This window comes from Paraclostridium bifermentans (assembly GCF_964259345.1).
Classification (GTDB): Bacteria; Bacillota; Clostridia; order Peptostreptococcales; family Peptostreptococcaceae; genus Paraclostridium; species Paraclostridium bifermentans_B.
Genome location: NZ_CAXVJR010000001.1, coordinates 634,636 through 652,437 on the forward strand (window position 1 = coordinate 634,636; position 17,802 = coordinate 652,437).

At 29.1% G+C, this 17,802-nt stretch carries 15 protein-coding genes; 2 read left to right on the top strand and 13 right to left on the bottom strand.

The genetic code is table 11. The annotated features are described in order from the left end of the window. The first annotated feature begins 119 nt into the window (after positions 1–119). Positions 120–1,478, top strand: a complete 1,359-nt coding sequence (locus ACEXNK_RS03235) for an MATE family efflux transporter (protein WP_373601247.1) — start codon at positions 120–122, stop codon at positions 1,476–1,478. Positions 1,479–1,592: 114 nt separating this feature from the next. Continuing rightward, a complete protein-coding gene (locus ACEXNK_RS03240) occupies positions 1,593–2,411 on the top strand; it encodes a hypothetical protein (protein WP_373601246.1) in 819 nt (272 codons plus the stop codon). A gap of 49 nt (positions 2,412–2,460) precedes the next feature. Here ACEXNK_RS03240 and ACEXNK_RS03245 read toward each other — a convergent pair whose 3' ends face one another. The 13 genes from ACEXNK_RS03245 to ACEXNK_RS03305 form a co-directional block, all read right to left on the bottom strand. Continuing rightward, positions 2,461–3,129 (bottom strand): GntR family transcriptional regulator, encoded by a 669-nt coding sequence (locus ACEXNK_RS03245; protein ID WP_373601001.1) that lies wholly within the window; start codon positions 3,127–3,129, stop codon positions 2,461–2,463. A gap of 65 nt (positions 3,130–3,194) precedes the next feature. Beyond that, complete coding sequence (locus ACEXNK_RS03250; RefSeq protein ID WP_373601002.1) at positions 3,195–4,604, bottom strand: aldehyde dehydrogenase family protein; 1,410 nt, start codon at positions 4,602–4,604, stop codon at positions 3,195–3,197. A 34-nt stretch (positions 4,605–4,638) separates the two neighbouring features. Then, complete coding sequence (locus tag ACEXNK_RS03255) at positions 4,639–5,808, bottom strand: M20 metallopeptidase family protein (RefSeq protein ID WP_373601003.1); 1,170 nt, start codon at positions 5,806–5,808, stop codon at positions 4,639–4,641. A 19-nt stretch (positions 5,809–5,827) separates the two neighbouring features. Continuing rightward, on the bottom strand, positions 5,828–7,276 hold the full coding sequence (locus ACEXNK_RS03260; protein ID WP_373601004.1) for a sodium/proline symporter: 1,449 nt from the start codon (positions 7,274–7,276) through the stop codon (positions 5,828–5,830). Positions 7,277–7,395: 119 nt separating this feature from the next. Then, complete coding sequence (locus ACEXNK_RS03265; RefSeq protein WP_373601005.1) at positions 7,396–8,589, bottom strand: M24 family metallopeptidase; 1,194 nt, start codon at positions 8,587–8,589, stop codon at positions 7,396–7,398. A gap of 21 nt (positions 8,590–8,610) precedes the next feature. After that, positions 8,611–9,837 (bottom strand): serine hydroxymethyltransferase, encoded by a 1,227-nt coding sequence (gene glyA, locus ACEXNK_RS03270; RefSeq protein ID WP_373601006.1) that lies wholly within the window; start codon positions 9,835–9,837, stop codon positions 8,611–8,613. Positions 9,838–10,009: 172 nt separating this feature from the next. Further along, positions 10,010–10,969: an ABC transporter ATP-binding protein gene (locus ACEXNK_RS03275; RefSeq protein WP_373601007.1), complete on the bottom strand. Its 960-nt coding sequence runs from the start codon at positions 10,967–10,969 to the stop codon at positions 10,010–10,012. Positions 10,970–10,983: 14 nt separating this feature from the next. Next, on the bottom strand, positions 10,984–11,940 hold the full coding sequence (locus ACEXNK_RS03280; protein ID WP_373601008.1) for an ABC transporter ATP-binding protein: 957 nt from the start codon (positions 11,938–11,940) through the stop codon (positions 10,984–10,986). A gap of 9 nt (positions 11,941–11,949) precedes the next feature. After that, on the bottom strand, positions 11,950–12,795 hold the full coding sequence (locus ACEXNK_RS03285) for an ABC transporter permease (protein WP_373601009.1): 846 nt from the start codon (positions 12,793–12,795) through the stop codon (positions 11,950–11,952). A gap of 14 nt (positions 12,796–12,809) precedes the next feature. Next, complete coding sequence (locus ACEXNK_RS03290) at positions 12,810–13,754, bottom strand: ABC transporter permease (RefSeq protein WP_373601010.1); 945 nt, start codon at positions 13,752–13,754, stop codon at positions 12,810–12,812. A 66-nt stretch (positions 13,755–13,820) separates the two neighbouring features. Then, complete coding sequence (locus ACEXNK_RS03295) at positions 13,821–15,401, bottom strand: ABC transporter substrate-binding protein (RefSeq protein ID WP_373601011.1); 1,581 nt, start codon at positions 15,399–15,401, stop codon at positions 13,821–13,823. Positions 15,402–15,560: 159 nt separating this feature from the next. Then, the gene (locus ACEXNK_RS03300; RefSeq protein ID WP_373601012.1) at positions 15,561–16,904 is read right to left on the bottom strand and encodes a Na+/H+ antiporter NhaC family protein; all 1,344 of its coding nucleotides are present in this window, start codon (positions 16,902–16,904) and stop codon (positions 15,561–15,563) included. 314 nt (positions 16,905–17,218) lie between these two features. After that, the gene (locus ACEXNK_RS03305; RefSeq protein ID WP_373601013.1) at positions 17,219–17,731 is read right to left on the bottom strand and encodes an ECF transporter S component; all 513 of its coding nucleotides are present in this window, start codon (positions 17,729–17,731) and stop codon (positions 17,219–17,221) included. Positions 17,732–17,802: the final 71 nt, after the last annotated feature.

A 17,802-nucleotide genomic window follows, 5' to 3' on the forward strand; every position in this document is an offset into this window, starting at 1 on the left:
TATGAATTTATTATGAAATGCCTTTATTATACATCTTATATTGTCAACATTTATGAATTTATTTTAACATATATGAGAAGCTAATATAGACACTTTTTTAGAAAGGACTGAGCTTTTAATTGCAACTTACAAAAGATATTTCATTTTATAAAGCTATACTTAATATATCGTTACCAATAGCTATTCAAAATTTAATAACCTTTGCAATTAGCATGTCAGATACTATCATGCTTGGCAGATTGGGTGAAATTAGTTTATCTGCATCAGCTATAGCTAATAATATTTTTTTTATATTAGCTGTAATAATATTTGCTGTTGGCAGTGCTTCTAGTGTTATAGCATCTCAATATTACGGAAAAAAAGATATAAGTTCCATACATAAAGTTATGTCTATAATGTATAGAATCTGTTTAGTATTAGCAATATTATTTACTTTTATATCTTTTATTTTTTCAAAACAATTATTATCAATTTTTACAAATGATAAATTAGTTATTGAACAAGGTGCTAATTATTTGCGAATAATTTCCTTAGGATATATTTTATATGCTTTAACAAGCTGTACTATAATTATACTTAGATCTGTAAAAACAATAAAAATTTCTTTAATTGTATATAGCATAGGATTAGTTTTCAATATTTTTTTAAATTGGGTTTTAATATTTGGTAATTTAGGTTTTCCAGCACTGGGAGTAACTGGTGCAGCTATTGCTACTAGCTTATCTAGAGTAAGCGAACTTATAGTTATACTTATATTCATGTTTAAATTTGAGAATAAAATAAATTTCAAATTTAAATATTTAAAATCATTAGATAAATTAATACTTAAAGACTTCATTAAAGTATCTACTCCTATAATACTTAATGAGCTATTTTGGTCAGTCGGTTCATCTATGATTTGTATTTTAGTTGCTAGAATGGGTACAAAGATTGTTGCTGCTAATTGTATAAATAATGTTGTAAACCAATTTGCAACATTATTTATGTATGGTTTATCTAGTGCATCTTCTGTCATTATAGGAAATACAATTGGTGAAGGAGATAATAAAAAAGTTATGGAGTATGCTAATACAATTTGTATAGTCAGCGTTCTTATAGGATTACTTGCTGGAATAACAATCTATCTATTAAGACCTATAGCCGTTAACTTATACAATGTTGCAGACTCTACTAAAAATATTGCTCTTGATATTATGATAGCTACAGCAATTATATCTGTATTTAGATCTTTATCAGCTAATATCTTGATGGGTATATTACGTGGTGGTGGTGATAATAAATTTGTATTTTTTGTTGAAATGAGCTTTTTATGGTTTGTAGCAATTCCTTTAGGATTTATCTCTGCATTTGTTTGGAAGTTACCTATTGTTTATGTTTTTTTAATAATTAGAATAGATGAAGTTTTAAAAAGTATAATAGGATTTATTCGTGTACTGCGTGGAAATTGGATAAATAACGTAACTCGTGATTATAAATAGAGTTAATATTATTTTAATATTAACTCTATTTATGTTTTAAAGAAAATGATTCAAATAATTTTATTTGTGCTAAAATTTAACTATAACTTTATAACATCTTAGAAAGGATTGTATATGATTATATTTAATTTAATAATTGAAAGCATATTTAATTTATTTAGCATATTTGGTGTTTTTATAGTATTTGGATTAGCCTTTAACCTATTAGAAATTAAAAATAATAAATTATTATATCTATCTTTTGGTGAAAAAGGTCTTCTTATAACTGGGTTCGTTGGGACCATTGTTCATGAACTAAGTCATCTTATAATGGCTTTGATTTTTAATCACAAAATAATTAAAGTTGAGTTATTTAGACCTTTTAAATACAAAGAAGATGGTGTTTTAGGCTATGTAAATCATACATATAACACTAAAAGTATTTATCAACAAATAGGTAATTTTTTTATTGGAATTGCCCCTATGATATTTGGTACGTTAATTATATGGATACTTTTATTTATTTTTTCTGATTTTAATTTCAACGATCTAATATCTTTTGTTGATATACATGTGTACTTAAAGTATATTCAAGAGTTTAATATTTTTAAAATAATTCAATCTTTAGTTTTTAATACTATAATACTATTAAAAACTATTTTATCATTTGATTTTAAAAGTGTTATTTTAATTTTTTTAATATACTCTATATCATCTCATATGACCCTAAGTATACTTGATTTAAAAGGAAGTTTTAAAGGATTAACTTTTGCATTTTTTATCATAATTTTATTAACTTTAGTTTCAAATATCTTAGGACTTAAATACTTATTTTCTACTTTTGCCATGCTTAAACTAACTATATATACTTCTATATTTCTTAGTTTAGGACTTATTTTTTCACTACTTACACTTTTTATATCTTATATTTTATATATTTTAAAGAAAAAATAGTAGGCTTAAAAAGTCCTACTATTTTTTCTTTAAAATATATTTATAATTTTTATTCTAGAATCCTCGCTCTATAGCTTACAATATGATTAATTAAATAATTTTTTGCTTTTTCTATATCTTTATTTTTTAAAGCATCAATTATCAATCTATGTTCTATTCCACTATCTTCAATATTTTGTTCTATATTAGTATCTAAAATCATAGCAAGCTGTAAATTTAAATACATGTCACTTAAAATTTTTATTCTAAGTTTACTTTTTGATTTTTCCCATATATATTTATGAAACATTATATCTTTTTTACTCATCTCATAAACTTTTTTCTCTATACTTTCTTTTGATCGTGCTACTTCATCCATTTCTTCAGTAATTTTTTCCATCATTATGAAATCATCACCGTTTAATAAATCTTCTTTTATTAAAATTTCTATAATATCACTTTCTAGTAAACACCTTATACTAAATATTTCCTTTATATCTTCTTTTGATTTTACAGCTACATAACTACCTTTTCTTGGAGAGAATTCTACTAGCCCTTGTTGTTGAACTACTTTTATAGCTTCTCTTATAGGCGATCTGCTTATTTGCAAATCCTCAGCTATTTTTCGTTCTATTATTCTATCTCCCGCTTTATATTCTCCTGTAAATATTTTCTCAGTTATATACTCTATTACTACGTTGCTCAAACTTGAATTTAGTTGATAGAAATTATTATCCATAAACTCCCCCCTTTCAAATCATAATAATAATTAATAGCTTATATTGTAATATATTTTATAAATATTTACTTTACATATATACTTTTTATTTCTAAAAATTCAGAGTAACCTTCTGCTCCACCTTCTCTTCCTAATCCTGATTGTTTATATCCTCCAAATGGAGCATCTACATCCCATTCACCTTCATTTACATATACAGTTCCTGTTCTCATTTTTCTAGCAACTTCTCTAGCTCTATCTTCAGGTCCAAATACCGCACCTGCCAATCCATATATACTATCATTAGCTATTTCTATAGCTTTTTCCTCTTTATCATAAGGTATAACAACTAATACCGGTCCAAATACTTCTTCTTGTGCTATTTTCATTTTGTTATTTACATCAGTAAATACTACTGGTTTTACATAATATCCATTTTCACAATCAATTGGTACTTCTCCAAGCAATATTCTAGCACCTTCTTTAACACCTATTTCTATATACTCTTTAACTCTATCAAATTGTTTTTTAGAAGCTAAAGGTCCTATATCAACAGTTTTATCTTCTGGAGTTCCAAACTTGTAATCATCAGTTTGTTTTAATATTATGTCTTCAACTACCTTTAAATCTTCTCTTGGAACTAATAGCCTAGTGTATGCATTACAAGTTTGACCTGCATTTAAATATACTGTATCTAGTGTAGCTTTAACACCTAATTCATAATCTCCATCTTTTAATAATATTGTAGCAGATTTACCTCCTAGTTCTAAAGCTAATTTCTTTATAGTATTAAGTGCAAGTCTTGCAACATCTCTACCTGCTTCTGTTGAACCTGTGAAAGATATCATATCTATATCTTCATGAATAGCTAGCGCATTACCAACTTCTCCACCTCTTCCACAAACTAAATTATATACTCCTTTTGGGTAACCTGCCTTATCTATCATTTCAGTTAATATATATGCTGTTAATGGAGTCATTTGACTTGGTTTTAATACTACACAGTTTCCAGCAAGTAATGCTGGAACAACTTTTTTTACTATTTGCTCTAATGGGAAATTCCATGGAGTTAATCCTCCAACTATACCAACAGGTTCTCTTCTTATTATAGATTTGCTTAATATTTTCTCATACTCAAACTCTTTAGCTATTTTTATATAGTTTTCAGCTTCTAGTATGAATGGATCTACATGAACATCTCTTGATACTTTATATGGAGATCCTAATTCTTTAGTTATAGTTTCTATTAATAATTCTCTATTTTCTTTTAATCCATCTACTACTTTTTGCATTAAATTAACTCTATTTTCTAAATCTTCATATTGCCAAGTTTTTAAAGCTTCTTTAGCACAAGCTACAGCTTTATCAACATCTACCTTGTTTCCTCTAGGAACTTTTGCTATTATTTCTTTATTAGCTGGATTTTCTATTTCTATAAACTCGCCACTATTTCCATCTACCCACTCACCATTTATATATAATTTATAAAAATTCATTTTTATCCCCCTCTATTATTATATATTTTTTTATTTACTTAGATAAGTATGTTATAGCATTTCTTACATGCATCTCTACTCCATTTATAAGTACTTCTTCATCTATATTAAACTTTGGATGATGATGTGGATATCTAGTGTGCTTATGATCACTTCCACTTCCTAAGAAATAAAACACACTAGGTACTATCTTTGAAAACTCTGCAAAATCTTCTCCTGCTATATATGAGTATTCTACAACTTTACTTTCATCTCCTAGTGTCTTTTTAGCACTCTCTCTCGCTAAATCAACCATATATGAATCATTTATTACAGCTGGACTTGGATTTTTATATTCTATTTCATAATTAGTGTTAGAAATTAAGCAAACTCCTTTTATTATTCTTTCAAATAATTCTTTAAGCTTTTTTCTTCCATTTTCTTCATCTTTATATAAAAATCTCATAGTACCTTCTAGTACAGCTTTTTCTGGTATTACATTATTTGCAGTTCCTGCTTCTACTTTTCCAAACATTATAACTGTAGGTTCTCTTGGGTCTAATTCTCTTGATTGTATTTGTTGAACTGATGTTATTATATTGCTTGCTGCTATTATTGGATCTATTGCCACATGTGGAGATCCTGTATGCCCCCCTTTACCATGTATAGTAACTTTAAACTCGTCAAGTGCTGCCATAACTGCACCATTAGATATACCTATTTTTCCACTATCTAGTTGAGACCATATGTGAATTGCTGATGCAGCATCTACACCTTCTAACACACCTTCTTTTATTAAATCTATAGCTGCTGATTCCTCTTCATTTGGTTCAAATAAAAATTTTACAGTTCCATTTATACTTTTTTTATTTTTACTTAGTATTTTAGCTGCCACTAAAAGCATAGCTGTATGTGCGTCATGTCCACATGCATGCATTTTTCCATTTACTTTTGACTTGTATTCTACATCTGTTTCCTCAGTAACTTTTAGTGCATCTATATCCGCTCTTAATAAAATTATTTTTCCATCTTTATTTCCTTCTAATGTAGCTATAACTCCTGTTTTACATATTTTTTCTACTTCCAATCCACAATTTCTTAAATATTTATATACTAGCTCTGATGTTTCAAATTCCTCATATCCAAGCTCTGGATTTTCATGTATTTTTCTTCTTAAATCTATAACTTCATTTTCATAATCTTTTATTATACTTTTTATCTCCATAAACTATAGCCTCCATGAACTAATTAAGTACACTCTCTTCACTCTCTTGTTTACTGGTTATTCTACTTACTATAATACCTGTAATAGTAGCTACAAAGAATGTTATAAATCTAGCACTGACTACTGCTTCAAGTGGTGTAGACATCCATACTATAGTAACTACAGTTCCTGCAATTATAGATGCTACTATACCTTTACCTGTAGATTTTTTATCAAATAATCCTAAGCAAACTGTTGCTGATAATCCACTTCCTATACCTGCACTAAACCAGCTAACTATATAGTATATTAAGTCTTCAGATGTCATCGTTATTATAAGTCCTACTATTCCAGCTCCCAATATAACAAGTCTAGATGTTTTTACGACTTGTTGACTAGTTAAATCTTTTTTAAGTGATTTTACTAAAATATCATCTGTAATTGTTGTTACTAAAACTAAAATTACAGATGCTGATGTTGACATTATAGCGGCTATTATTGCTGCTATTAATATTCCTGCTATATATGGAGGGAATAAATCTTGTATCATTGTCGGAAGTAACATCTCAGGATCACTAAATGCATTAGGACCATATAATCCAATTGCAGTTATTCCTATAAAAAATGCTCCTGCATATGCTGCCGCTATCCATCCTAAAGCTATATTTCTACTAATGTTATATTCTTTTTCAGATTTCATAACAAGTATTCTTCCTGTAAGTTGAGGTTGACCTCCCCAGAAAGTAAAACACCAGTTTAAGTTTGCAAATACTAATAAAAATGCTGCTATACCTTCTTTTCCTCCAACAAAAGAATTCATACCTTCTCCTGCAGCTGCTAATGTTTGACTTAAATCAACTCCTTGATTTTGCAAATTTAAAAACGCTATTATAGGCACAACTACTAATGTAACTACCATAAGTATACTTTGAACAACATCTGCCCATACTACAGACATAAATCCACCTAAAGTTGCATATAGTACAACTATTATAGATATAAGTATTGTTCCATAAAACGGCTCCATCCCAGTTACTGTAAATAAAGCTTTTCCTGCACCTGAAAACTGAGCACTTAAGTAAAACATAAAAAATATTATTATACATAAACAGGCACATTTTCTTATCATATTTGCATCTTTAACAAACTTCATAGATATATAATCAATAAGAGTTGTTGCTTGATATTTTTCATTATCTCTTTTTATAACTTTTCCAAAGAATATCCAAAAACTCATAGTACCTATTGCTGAACCTACAAATAACCATATACTTGAAACCCCTGTTGTATATGCAAACCCTGTTGCACCCATTAATAAGTATACAGATTCACATGCTGCTCTTTCAGAAAAAGCTAATGCCCATCCTGGTATTTTGCCTCCACCTGTTGTAAATTCTTTTCCACTTAACTTCTTTCTGCTAAAATATATTCCTATACCCATCATACCTATACAGTACAATATTAATTCTAAAACTATAATCGGATTCATTATAATCTCCCCTTTAATAGTATTTAATACTATTTTTTAGCTTTTTTATTAAGTTAAGTACATAGGTGTCTTTATTTAAAACTAACGAGCAGTATTTTTACTACTCGTTAACTTATTATTTATTTAGTTAGTAAAGTTCTTTCATAGTTAGTGAAAGTTTCGCATCCATCTTTAGTTACTCTAAATGATTCACTTATCTCAACTCCACAATCATCTAACCATATACCAGGTATCATATGAAATGTCATGTTTTCTCTTAAAACAGTTTTATCTCCTGGTCTTAAGCTAGCTGTATGCTCACCCCAATCTGGTGGGAAGTTAAGACCCATTGAATATCCTATTCTTGAATCTTTTATAAATCCGCTTTTAGCAATTGAGTTAGCCCATACTCTTTCAACTTCTTCACAAGTCATACCAGGCTTTATTTTACCTAATGTTTCATTTACACCTTGTGCAACTACTTTTCCTAAATCTTTAACTTTTTGAGGAACATTTTGACCTAATATCATAGTTCTAGCTAATGGGCAGTGATATCTCTTATAGTTTCCTGCAAGTTCAAGTATTACTGTATCTCCATCCTTATACACTTCATCAGTCCAACTTAAATGTGGAGTTGATGTTCTTTTTCCTGCTGGCATTAATGGTATTATAGATGCATAATCTCCTCCATATTCCTTTGTTCCACTTATTAGTGCTTTATAAACTTCTGCGGCTGCATCACACTGTCTCACGCCTATATCAACATTTTCATAAGCAGCTTTCATTCCAACTTCAACTATTCTTGCAGCCTTTTTTATAAATTCAACTTCATTATCAGATTTAACTATTTTAACCCAGTTTACTAAGTTGTTTCCATCTAAAAATCTTGCATTAGGAAGTGATGCTTCTAATCTTTCTTGACACTTTGCAGTGTAATAATATGCATCCATTTCTGTTGCTATATTTTTCTTATCTAAGCCCTTAGATATTAAAATATCTGCAACATATTCCATAGGATGTTTTGTCATAGAGTGTACATAATCATCTGTGTAATTAAATATATTTTCATTCTCTAGCCAAGTTGTAAGTCTTGCAGAGTTTGAATCTTGACCTCTTCCTATCCAAATTGGTTGTTCTAATTCTGTAGCTACTACTACACATTGATGTACATAAAATGACCACCCATCAAATCCAGTTACATAGTTCATGTTAGCTGGGTCTGTTACTATTAAAACTTCTATTCCCTTTTGTTGCATACTTTCTTTTACTTTCTTTAATCTTTGATGGTATTCTTCAACTGTAAAATTCAACCATCTTTCATTTAAATTACTCATGTACTTATCCCCCTTTTTATATTAGAAACAATAATATAATTTATCAAACTTTATAACAAATTCTTTAACCTCTTTTGAAACTTCACTTACTTCTTTCTTATCTATTATTATATCTTTAAAGAATTTAGCTATTTGCTTCATATCTTCTTCTTTAGCTCCTCTTCTTGTTATCTCTGGAGTCCCTATTCTAACTTGAACACTTTCCCCTGAAAAATCATCAGAACATAGTATAGAAGCTTCTTCTAATAATTTTCCTGGCGCTCTATCTAATGGATACTTATCTATATCAACTAGCATTAAGTGAGTATCTGTAAATCCTCTTTCTTTATCACCTATAACATCAAAGCCTAAATTATATAATTCATTTGCTAATGCTTTTGAGTTTTTAACTATTTGAGTTGCATAAGCTTCTCCATATTCTTTCATTTCTAATATAGATGCTGCAAATGCTGGTAATCTATTTAAATGATGACTTGTTACTAATGATGGAGATAGAGCATTACCTATCTTTTCTATATATTCCTCAACATTTGATACTACAAATCCACCTTGTGGTCCTGGGAAAGATTTATGAGTGCTTCCAAACATTATATCTGCACCATTTTTTATAGGGTTGCTCATTACCTTTCCTGCTATAAGTCCAGTTACATGAGATGCATCATAAGCTACTATTATATTTGACTCTTTTGCAAATGTTTTAAATTCTTTTACTGGTTCTGCAAATATCGTTCCTGATCCACCAAATATAACCATTTTAGGGTTAGTTTTTTTACAAAGTTCTATTAGACCTTCTAAACTTACTTCTCCATTTACAAAAGGCATATATTCTACCTTTATAGTTTCTGCAAACTGACTTATTTGCCTCATAGGTCCAACAAGCCCATGCCCCCAATCTTTTAAAGATACTTCTATTACAGTATCTCCTGGCTCTAATATTCCAAGAACTACAGCCATACCAGCCATGTGACCACTTATTGGCCTTAAATCTACAAATTTACCTCCAAACATATCTAACACTAATTTATGAGTTTCTAATTCAAATTCATTTATATATCTATTCCCACTATACTCTCTTTCTTCTGGCTTTAAAGTTGTATAACACCCATACCTATTACTAAAATCCCCACTTAAATAACTTCTTACAGTTTCACTTGCATAATTTTCTGATGCTATTAAGTTTAAACACTCATTTCTATAAGCTACATGTTCATTTAACTTTTCATTTATATCTTCTAAAGTTTTAAACATTTGTTACCCCCCTTTTTTATTTAGTCGTTTGTCTATTGTCGACCATTTTTATTATTAACATAATTGTAATAACATTTTCCTAGAGCCGCAATATTTTTTTATTTTTTATTTTCTCAATTTTTCGACATTTTTAAAAATAGTAACAACTATGAAATATAGTTGTTACTATTTTTTATACTTTACCTAAATTGTGACAAGCTACAGAATGTTCCCCCCCTATTTTTATCATATATGGATCTTTTTCACTACATATACTACTTCTATACTTACATCTAGTTCTAAATCTACAACCTGATGGGGGATTTAAATGACTTGGTACATCCCCTTCTAATATTTCTTCCACTTCTACTCCTATATTCGGTATACTACTTAAAAGCGCCTTAGTGTATGGATGTTTTGGATTGTTATATATATCTTCACTGCGCCCAATTTCTACAATCTTTCCTAGATACATTACACATACTCTATCTGAAATATGTCTTACCATAGATAAGTCATGTGCTATAAATAAATATGTAATCCCAAGTTCTTCTTGCAAATCTTCTAATAAATTTATAACCTGGGCTTGAACAGAAACATCTAGTGCTGATATTGGTTCATCACAAAATATGAAATCAGGTTTTATAGAAAGTGCTCTTGCTATCCCTATACGCTGTCTTTGTCCTCCACTAAATTCATGTGGGTATCTGCTTACATGTTCTTTACTTAATCCAACCTTTTCAAGTAATTCATATACTATATCTTCCTTTTCTTTTTTACTGTAATTTGTATGTATATCTAAAGGCTCACTTATTATTTCCATTACTGTCATATTTGGATTAAGTGATGCATATGGATCTTGGAATATAGTTTGACTTCTCTTTCTAAATAACTTTAATTCTTTTTCACTTTTTTTCGATATATCTTCTCCATCAAATAAGATTTGTCCATCCGTTATATCGTATAGTCTTATTATCGCCCTTCCTAAAGTAGATTTTCCACATCCACTTTCCCCTACCAATCCAAGGGTTTCACCTTTTTTTATATAAAAGCTAACATCATCTACAGCTTTAACCTCTTTTATACTTTTTTTAATTATTCCATTTTTTTTAATAAAATATTTTTTCAAGTTTTTGACTTCAATTAAATTCATAATGTCCTCCTTGTTTAAAGCCAACAAGATAGTTTATGCGTTTTACTTACCATCTTAGTTTTTGGACTTTCTTTACACATACTCGTTTTATAGTTGCATCTTTCAAAAAATGGACATCCACTTGGAGGGTTCAATAAATTAGGAGGAGTTCCCTCAATCGGTACTAATCTTTTTCTTTTGGAATCTCTTCCTTTTGGAATTGATTTTAGCAGACCTATTGTATATGGGTGTTGTGGATCCTCAAATATATCTCTAACAGTTCCTTCTTCCATTATTTTACCTCCATACATAACTATAACTCTATCACAAGTATTATATACAACTCCTAAATCATGAGTTATAAGCATTACAGAACTTTCAAGGTTTGTATTTAGTTCTTTTAGTAATCTTAATATTTGGGCTTGTATAGTTACGTCTAAGGCTGTCGTTGGTTCATCTGCTATTAAAAGCTTAGGATTTGAACTTACAGCCATCGCTATGCAAGCTCTTTGTCTCATTCCACCACTAAATTCATGAGGATAGTTATCTATTCTAGTTTCTGGTGAAGGAATACCTACCTTTCTCAAAATTTCTATTGTCTTTTCCCTTGCTTGTTTTTTATTAACTCCTTGGTGCCTACATATTATCTCCCCAATTTGTTTTCCTACTGTAATTAAAGGATTTAAAGCCGTCATAGAATCTTGGAATACCATAGATATTTCATTTCCCCTAATCTTTCTCATTTCTTTATCTGATTTTTTAATTAAATCCTCATTATTAAAAATTATTTCACCATCAACTATTTTTCCAGGTTTTTGTATAATTTTCATTATAGATTTAGAAGTTATACTTTTTCCACTACCACTTTCTCCAACAATCCCCAAAATTTCACCTTGGTAAACGTTAAAGCTTATTCCTCTTACAGCTTCAACTTCACCCTCTTGTGTAAAGAAAGAGGTTTTTAAGTTTTTTACATTTAAAATTTCTTTCATATATATCACCTACCTATCATTAGCTTTTGCTTCAAAAACATTTCTTAATGTATCCCCTATTAAATTAAAGCTAAGAACAGTCAATAATATAATCATTCCTGGGAAGAAAGCTAAATATGGAGCATCCATTAAATAACTTTGAGCATCTTTTAGCATACTCCCCCATGACGCATTAGGTTGAGTTATACCAACACCTAAAAAGCTTAGTGATGACTCTAGTAATATTGACGTAGCTATATTTATAGTAGCTGAAACGATTATTGTAGGTAATATACTAGGTATTATATGTCTAATTATTATTTTAAAGCAATTTTCTCCTGAAGCTTTTGCATACAATACATATTCCCTTTCTTTTACAGATAAGGTCTCACCTCTTACAATCCTTGCAATAGACATCCATCCTAAAAAACCTATTATGCATATTAAATTTACAACTGATGCCCCTAAATATGAATTTATAACTAAAATCAAAAAAAATGTAGGTATACACATAAGTATATCTATACATCTCATTATAAAATCATCTATTTTTCCTCCGAAGTATCCACTAATAGCTCCAACTATAGTACCTATTACTGTAGATATTATCATAGACATAAATCCAACCATTAAAGATACTCTTCCTCCATAAAGCGCTCTTGTAAAATAGTCTCTCCCCATATCATCGGTACCAAAAAAGTGCTTAAAATCTGGTCTTAAAAGTCTATTTGCTGGATCGATTTGATTTGGATCATATGTAGACAGAGATGCACACAATGACGCAAATGTAAAAATCATTATTATTATAATAGCTAATATTGATAATTTATTTTGTTTTAAATTTAGTTTTAAATTTTTTAATATTCTATCGTTCATATACTACACCTCCTTTATGATTTAATTCTCGGGTCTATAATTGTATATAAAATATCTGCTATTAAATTTCCAATTATAAGCATTGTTGATGAAATTAAAGTTATTCCCATAACAACTGGATAATCGTATCCAAATATAGCATTTACTCCTAATTGACCCATTCCTGGCCACCCAAATATTGTTTCTGTTATAAATGCTCCTGTGAACATTCCAGGAAGCGACATCCCAAATATTGTTATTACTGGTAATAAAGTATTTTTTAATACATGTTTAAATAATATATCTTTAGTACTTGCTCCATATGCATATTGTGTAAGTACATAATCCTCTTTTAATTGCCCTATAGTACTTGAACGTATATATCTTACATATACAGAGATATTATAAAAACTAAGTACAGTTGCTGGTAGAATTAAATGTTTTAGCATATCACTAGTGGTATCTACTCCTATACTCCTCATACCTACACTTGGTAAAATATTTAATTTCATTGCAAACACATATATTAACATCATTGCAAACCAGAAACTTGGTATAGATATACCTACATATGAAATTACATTTATTACATTATCTAATATGGAATTTTTTTTGTATCCTGCTATAAGTCCTACTGGTATAGATATTATTAGCGATATTATTAGTGCACTTCCTGATAGTAATAGTGTAGGCCCTAATCGTTCTAGTATTAAGTCTAGTACAGGCTTATTGCTAACCATTGAATATCCTAAATTTCCTTGTAAAGTATTTAATAACCATTTAAAATATTGAACTATTATAGGGTCATTAAGACCTAAACTTTCTCTCATTCTTTCTATATCATCTACATTCATTTCTGGTGATATATACGCTTGCAATGGATCACCTGGAGCTAAATGCATAAGAATAAACGATATTATAGTTATAAAAAATAACATAGGAATTATATTAACTAATCTTTTTATAATTTGTTCTTTCATATTTTCACCTCGCTTACTTTAAAATAGAGTTGTTTCAAATTTGAAACAACTCTATTTTTTATAATTTTATTTCTTACTTAATTTAGATAAATCTTGGAACATATATATAGGAACTAATTTAGCCTCGTCTATACCTTTATATTCATTGTTTATCGCAACTATAGATTTAGGATAATCTATAGGATATAATGCAACATCTTCCACAACTATTTTTTGTGCTTTCTTATATAATTCTTCTCTCTTAGCATTATCAGTTTCAACAGATGCTTCTTTAAAAAGCTTATCTACTTCTTCATTTGAATACCCTTGAACATTATTAAATCCATCAGTTACAAATAATGATGAATATGCAGCTGGGTCACTTCCCATAACATATCCATTTAAAGCCATATCAAAAGTTCTACTACTTTTGTCTTTAAATAATTGATTTAAAAATGCACTTCTTTCAAGCGGAACTAATTCAACATTTACACCTATATCTTTTAAATTATTTTGTATTACTAATGAAATAGCTTCAAGTTCTTTAGATCCATTAGTGTATCCTAATCTTAATTTTAAATTTTCATATCCTGCTGATTTTAATAATTCTTTAGATTTTTCTTTATTCTGATCATATTTTTCAACATCTTCTGTAAAGTATTGTGTTGTTGGTGCAAATAATGAATATGCTTTTTTCGCATATTTTTCTCCACCATATGCAGATTTCATTATTTCATCTTTGTTTATCGCATAAGCTATAGCTTGTCTAACTTCTTTTTTTGCTAAAGCTTCATTTTCTTCGCAAAATACTAAATTATCAACCATACCTTCGTCAAAAGTTTTTATTTCTAAACTTTTATTTTTAGAAACCGTATCAACTTGGTTTGCTTTAATATAATCAGCTTGAATCTCTCCATTTTGAAGAGCCATAGTAGCTGAATTTTTATCTTGAATTATTCTATAAGCCACTGTATCTAAATGTGGATTTCCTAAAAAGTAATCTGAATTTTTATCAAGAATTATACTTTCTCCAGATTTTAACTCTTTGAATTTATATGGACCAGAACCTATAGGTGAGTTGTTTTTCTCACTTTTAGCTATGTCTTTTTCTCCTTCAAATATATGTTTTGGTATAGGTCTTAAATCTCCTAAAACACTTTCAAATGATGTAGACACAGAAGGTAGTTTTACCTCAAAGTTTTGATCATCTATTTTTTTTAATTCAGCTTGTTTATCTCCTATTAAAAAGTCACCTCTTTTTGGAGAGTTTTGATTTTTATCCATCATTGTATCATATGTAAATATTATGTCATCTGAAGTTAATGGTTTTCCATCATGCCATTTTAAATTATCTCTTAATTTAACCTTGTAAGTTAAATAGTCCTCTGATACATTAACCTTTTCAGCCAAGTAAAACGTTTCGCCTTCCTTGTCAGTAACATATAGCGGTGAATATATAGCATTCATAAGTGTCATAGATGCTCTATCATTAGCATATAGCGGATTAGTAGTTTGAGGATTAGCCCCAACAACTAATGTTATGGAATTTCCACTAGATGTTGACTTTACATTTTTGTTATCTTCTGTAGCATCTTTCGATGAGCATCCTACTGAAAATAACATCGTACTAATCAACCCTAACGATATTAATTTTGTTGAAATTTTCATTTATTAGTCCCCCTTAGTAATAAAAAATATATTTTATAATCTCAAGCTATATTTTATGAAAATTGTTAAAGTATGTAAAATTGTTAATTTCAATAATATGATACATACATATAGATAAAAACAATTGTTTTAATATTCGTAATAATTTTTCATAGAAATTTAACTAGCTTTTATTTCTTTTTTTATATTTGATTTTTTATTTTTTACTTTTGGATAATCAATAAATAAAGAAATAGTTGCAAATGCTAGTAAAAATATAGGATAGTATAAATATTTTATTACTCCTACAGATGAAACCCCAGCTATACCAACTGCAGTTAAAATTTGAGCTCCATAAGGTATCATACCTTGCCAACATGATGAAAACATATCTAATATACTTGCTAGTTTTCTTGGGTCTAGATTATACTTTTCTCCGACCTCTTTAGCTAAAGGTCCAGCAGTTATTATTGTTATTGTATTGTTTGCCGTACATAAATCTATTATGCTTGCAAGCATTGCTATACCTAGTTTAGCACCAGTTGGACTTTTTATCTTACTTGTAATGAAGTTAAGTACAAAGTCTATTCCTCCATTATGTTTGATTAACCCAATAACTCCACCTACTACTATTACCAAGATACATAATTCTTGCATACCTGCCATGCCTTCAGATATTGCATCTATAAACTGCCACATATCCATAGTACCTGTAAATAACCCTATTAGCCCTGCAAATAAAACTCCTCCTGCTAGTATTAAGAATACATTTGCTCCAGCTAATGCTCCAACTAATACTGCTATATACGGTACAACTTTTATAACTTCATATGAGCCTGATTCAGTTACTGCCCCTGCCCCAGATGTCATTACACATATTATTATAAAACTTACAATTGCTGCTGGTATTACTACAAAAGAGTTCATTTTTACTTTATCTTTCATTTGACACCCTTGTGTACTTGCAGCCGCTATAGTTGTATCAGATATCATAGATAAGCTATCTCCTACCATAGCTCCTCCAACGATTATTGCAACTAATAATTCTAATGATATTCCCGTTTTCTGAGAAATACCAATCGCTATAGGTGTCAGTGCAGAAACTGTTCCAACCGATGTTCCCATTGATGTCGATATAAAACATACTATTAAAAATAATCCTGGTACCAATAAATTTGCTGGTAATATCGCTAAACTTAAGTTTACAGTTGAATCAACGCCTCCCATTGCTTTAGCTACACTCCCAAATGCACCTGCTAATAAAAATATTACTATCATTATTAATATGTTGCTATCTCCTGCACTTTTACAAAATACTTCCATCTTTGTATCTAAAGATTCTTTAGGGTTTATCATAAAAGCTACCACTGCAGCAATTACAAATGCTGTCAATGCTGGCATCTTATAAAAATCTCCAGTTAAAATTCCACTGCCTAAAAACAGGATTAAAAATACTCCAATAGGTAATAGTGCAATTATGCTCCCATTTTTCTTTTTTAAAGAATTGTTTTTTTCATTTTTCATAGTTCTATTAAGCCCCCTTTAAATTTATAACATACATAGCTATTCCCCTTTATCTATTCCATTCTTATTTTAAGAAAAGTCTGCAAATATGTAAAATTGTTAATTTCTATGTATTTATTTGTCAATATAGATAAAAACAATTTTAATAATTTAATTTTATATGTCATATTTTATTTTCAAGAAGATATTGGCATAACTATTAAAGTATAGTTATACCAATATCTTCTTGAATCGTAATTTACTTAAATGTAAAAAATGGCTATATCAGTCTGATATAGCCATTAAAAAAATTTAGAATCTATAATTATTATTTTTTAGGAATGTGCTCTAAATGATTTTACATACTTTACTTTATTTAAAGAGTATGCTAGTAAAACCGCTATACACATACTTATTATTCCTTGAATTAAATTTGATGGTATAGATGCGGCAGAAACTGCTGCACTTCCTTCTAAAACTATTCCTGCAACAAAGTACCCAGATACCATAACTATAGTTCCTATAGCCATAGCAAATATTTCTTTTAAAAGATTACTGTGATTTCTTATAATAATACCTACCACATATCCTTCAAGACCTTTTATAACAAGCGTGAATATCGCCCAGTGTGTATATCCACTTAAGATGTCTGCTAATGCAGATCCAATTCCACCTGCAATCATTCCTGGTATTGGTCCAAATAGTATTGATGAAATAAATATTATACTATCTCCTATATTTACATATCCATTCGTTCCTGGTGTAGGTACTTGGATAGTCATTGTCGCTATACATACTAAAGCTATTAATAATCCATTTAGTACTGTTTGTCTAGTTTTATTATTCATTTTTTTACCTCCCCTATATTCCGATATCTTATATCATTCATTATAGGGAAAGCATTTAAAATACTCAATAT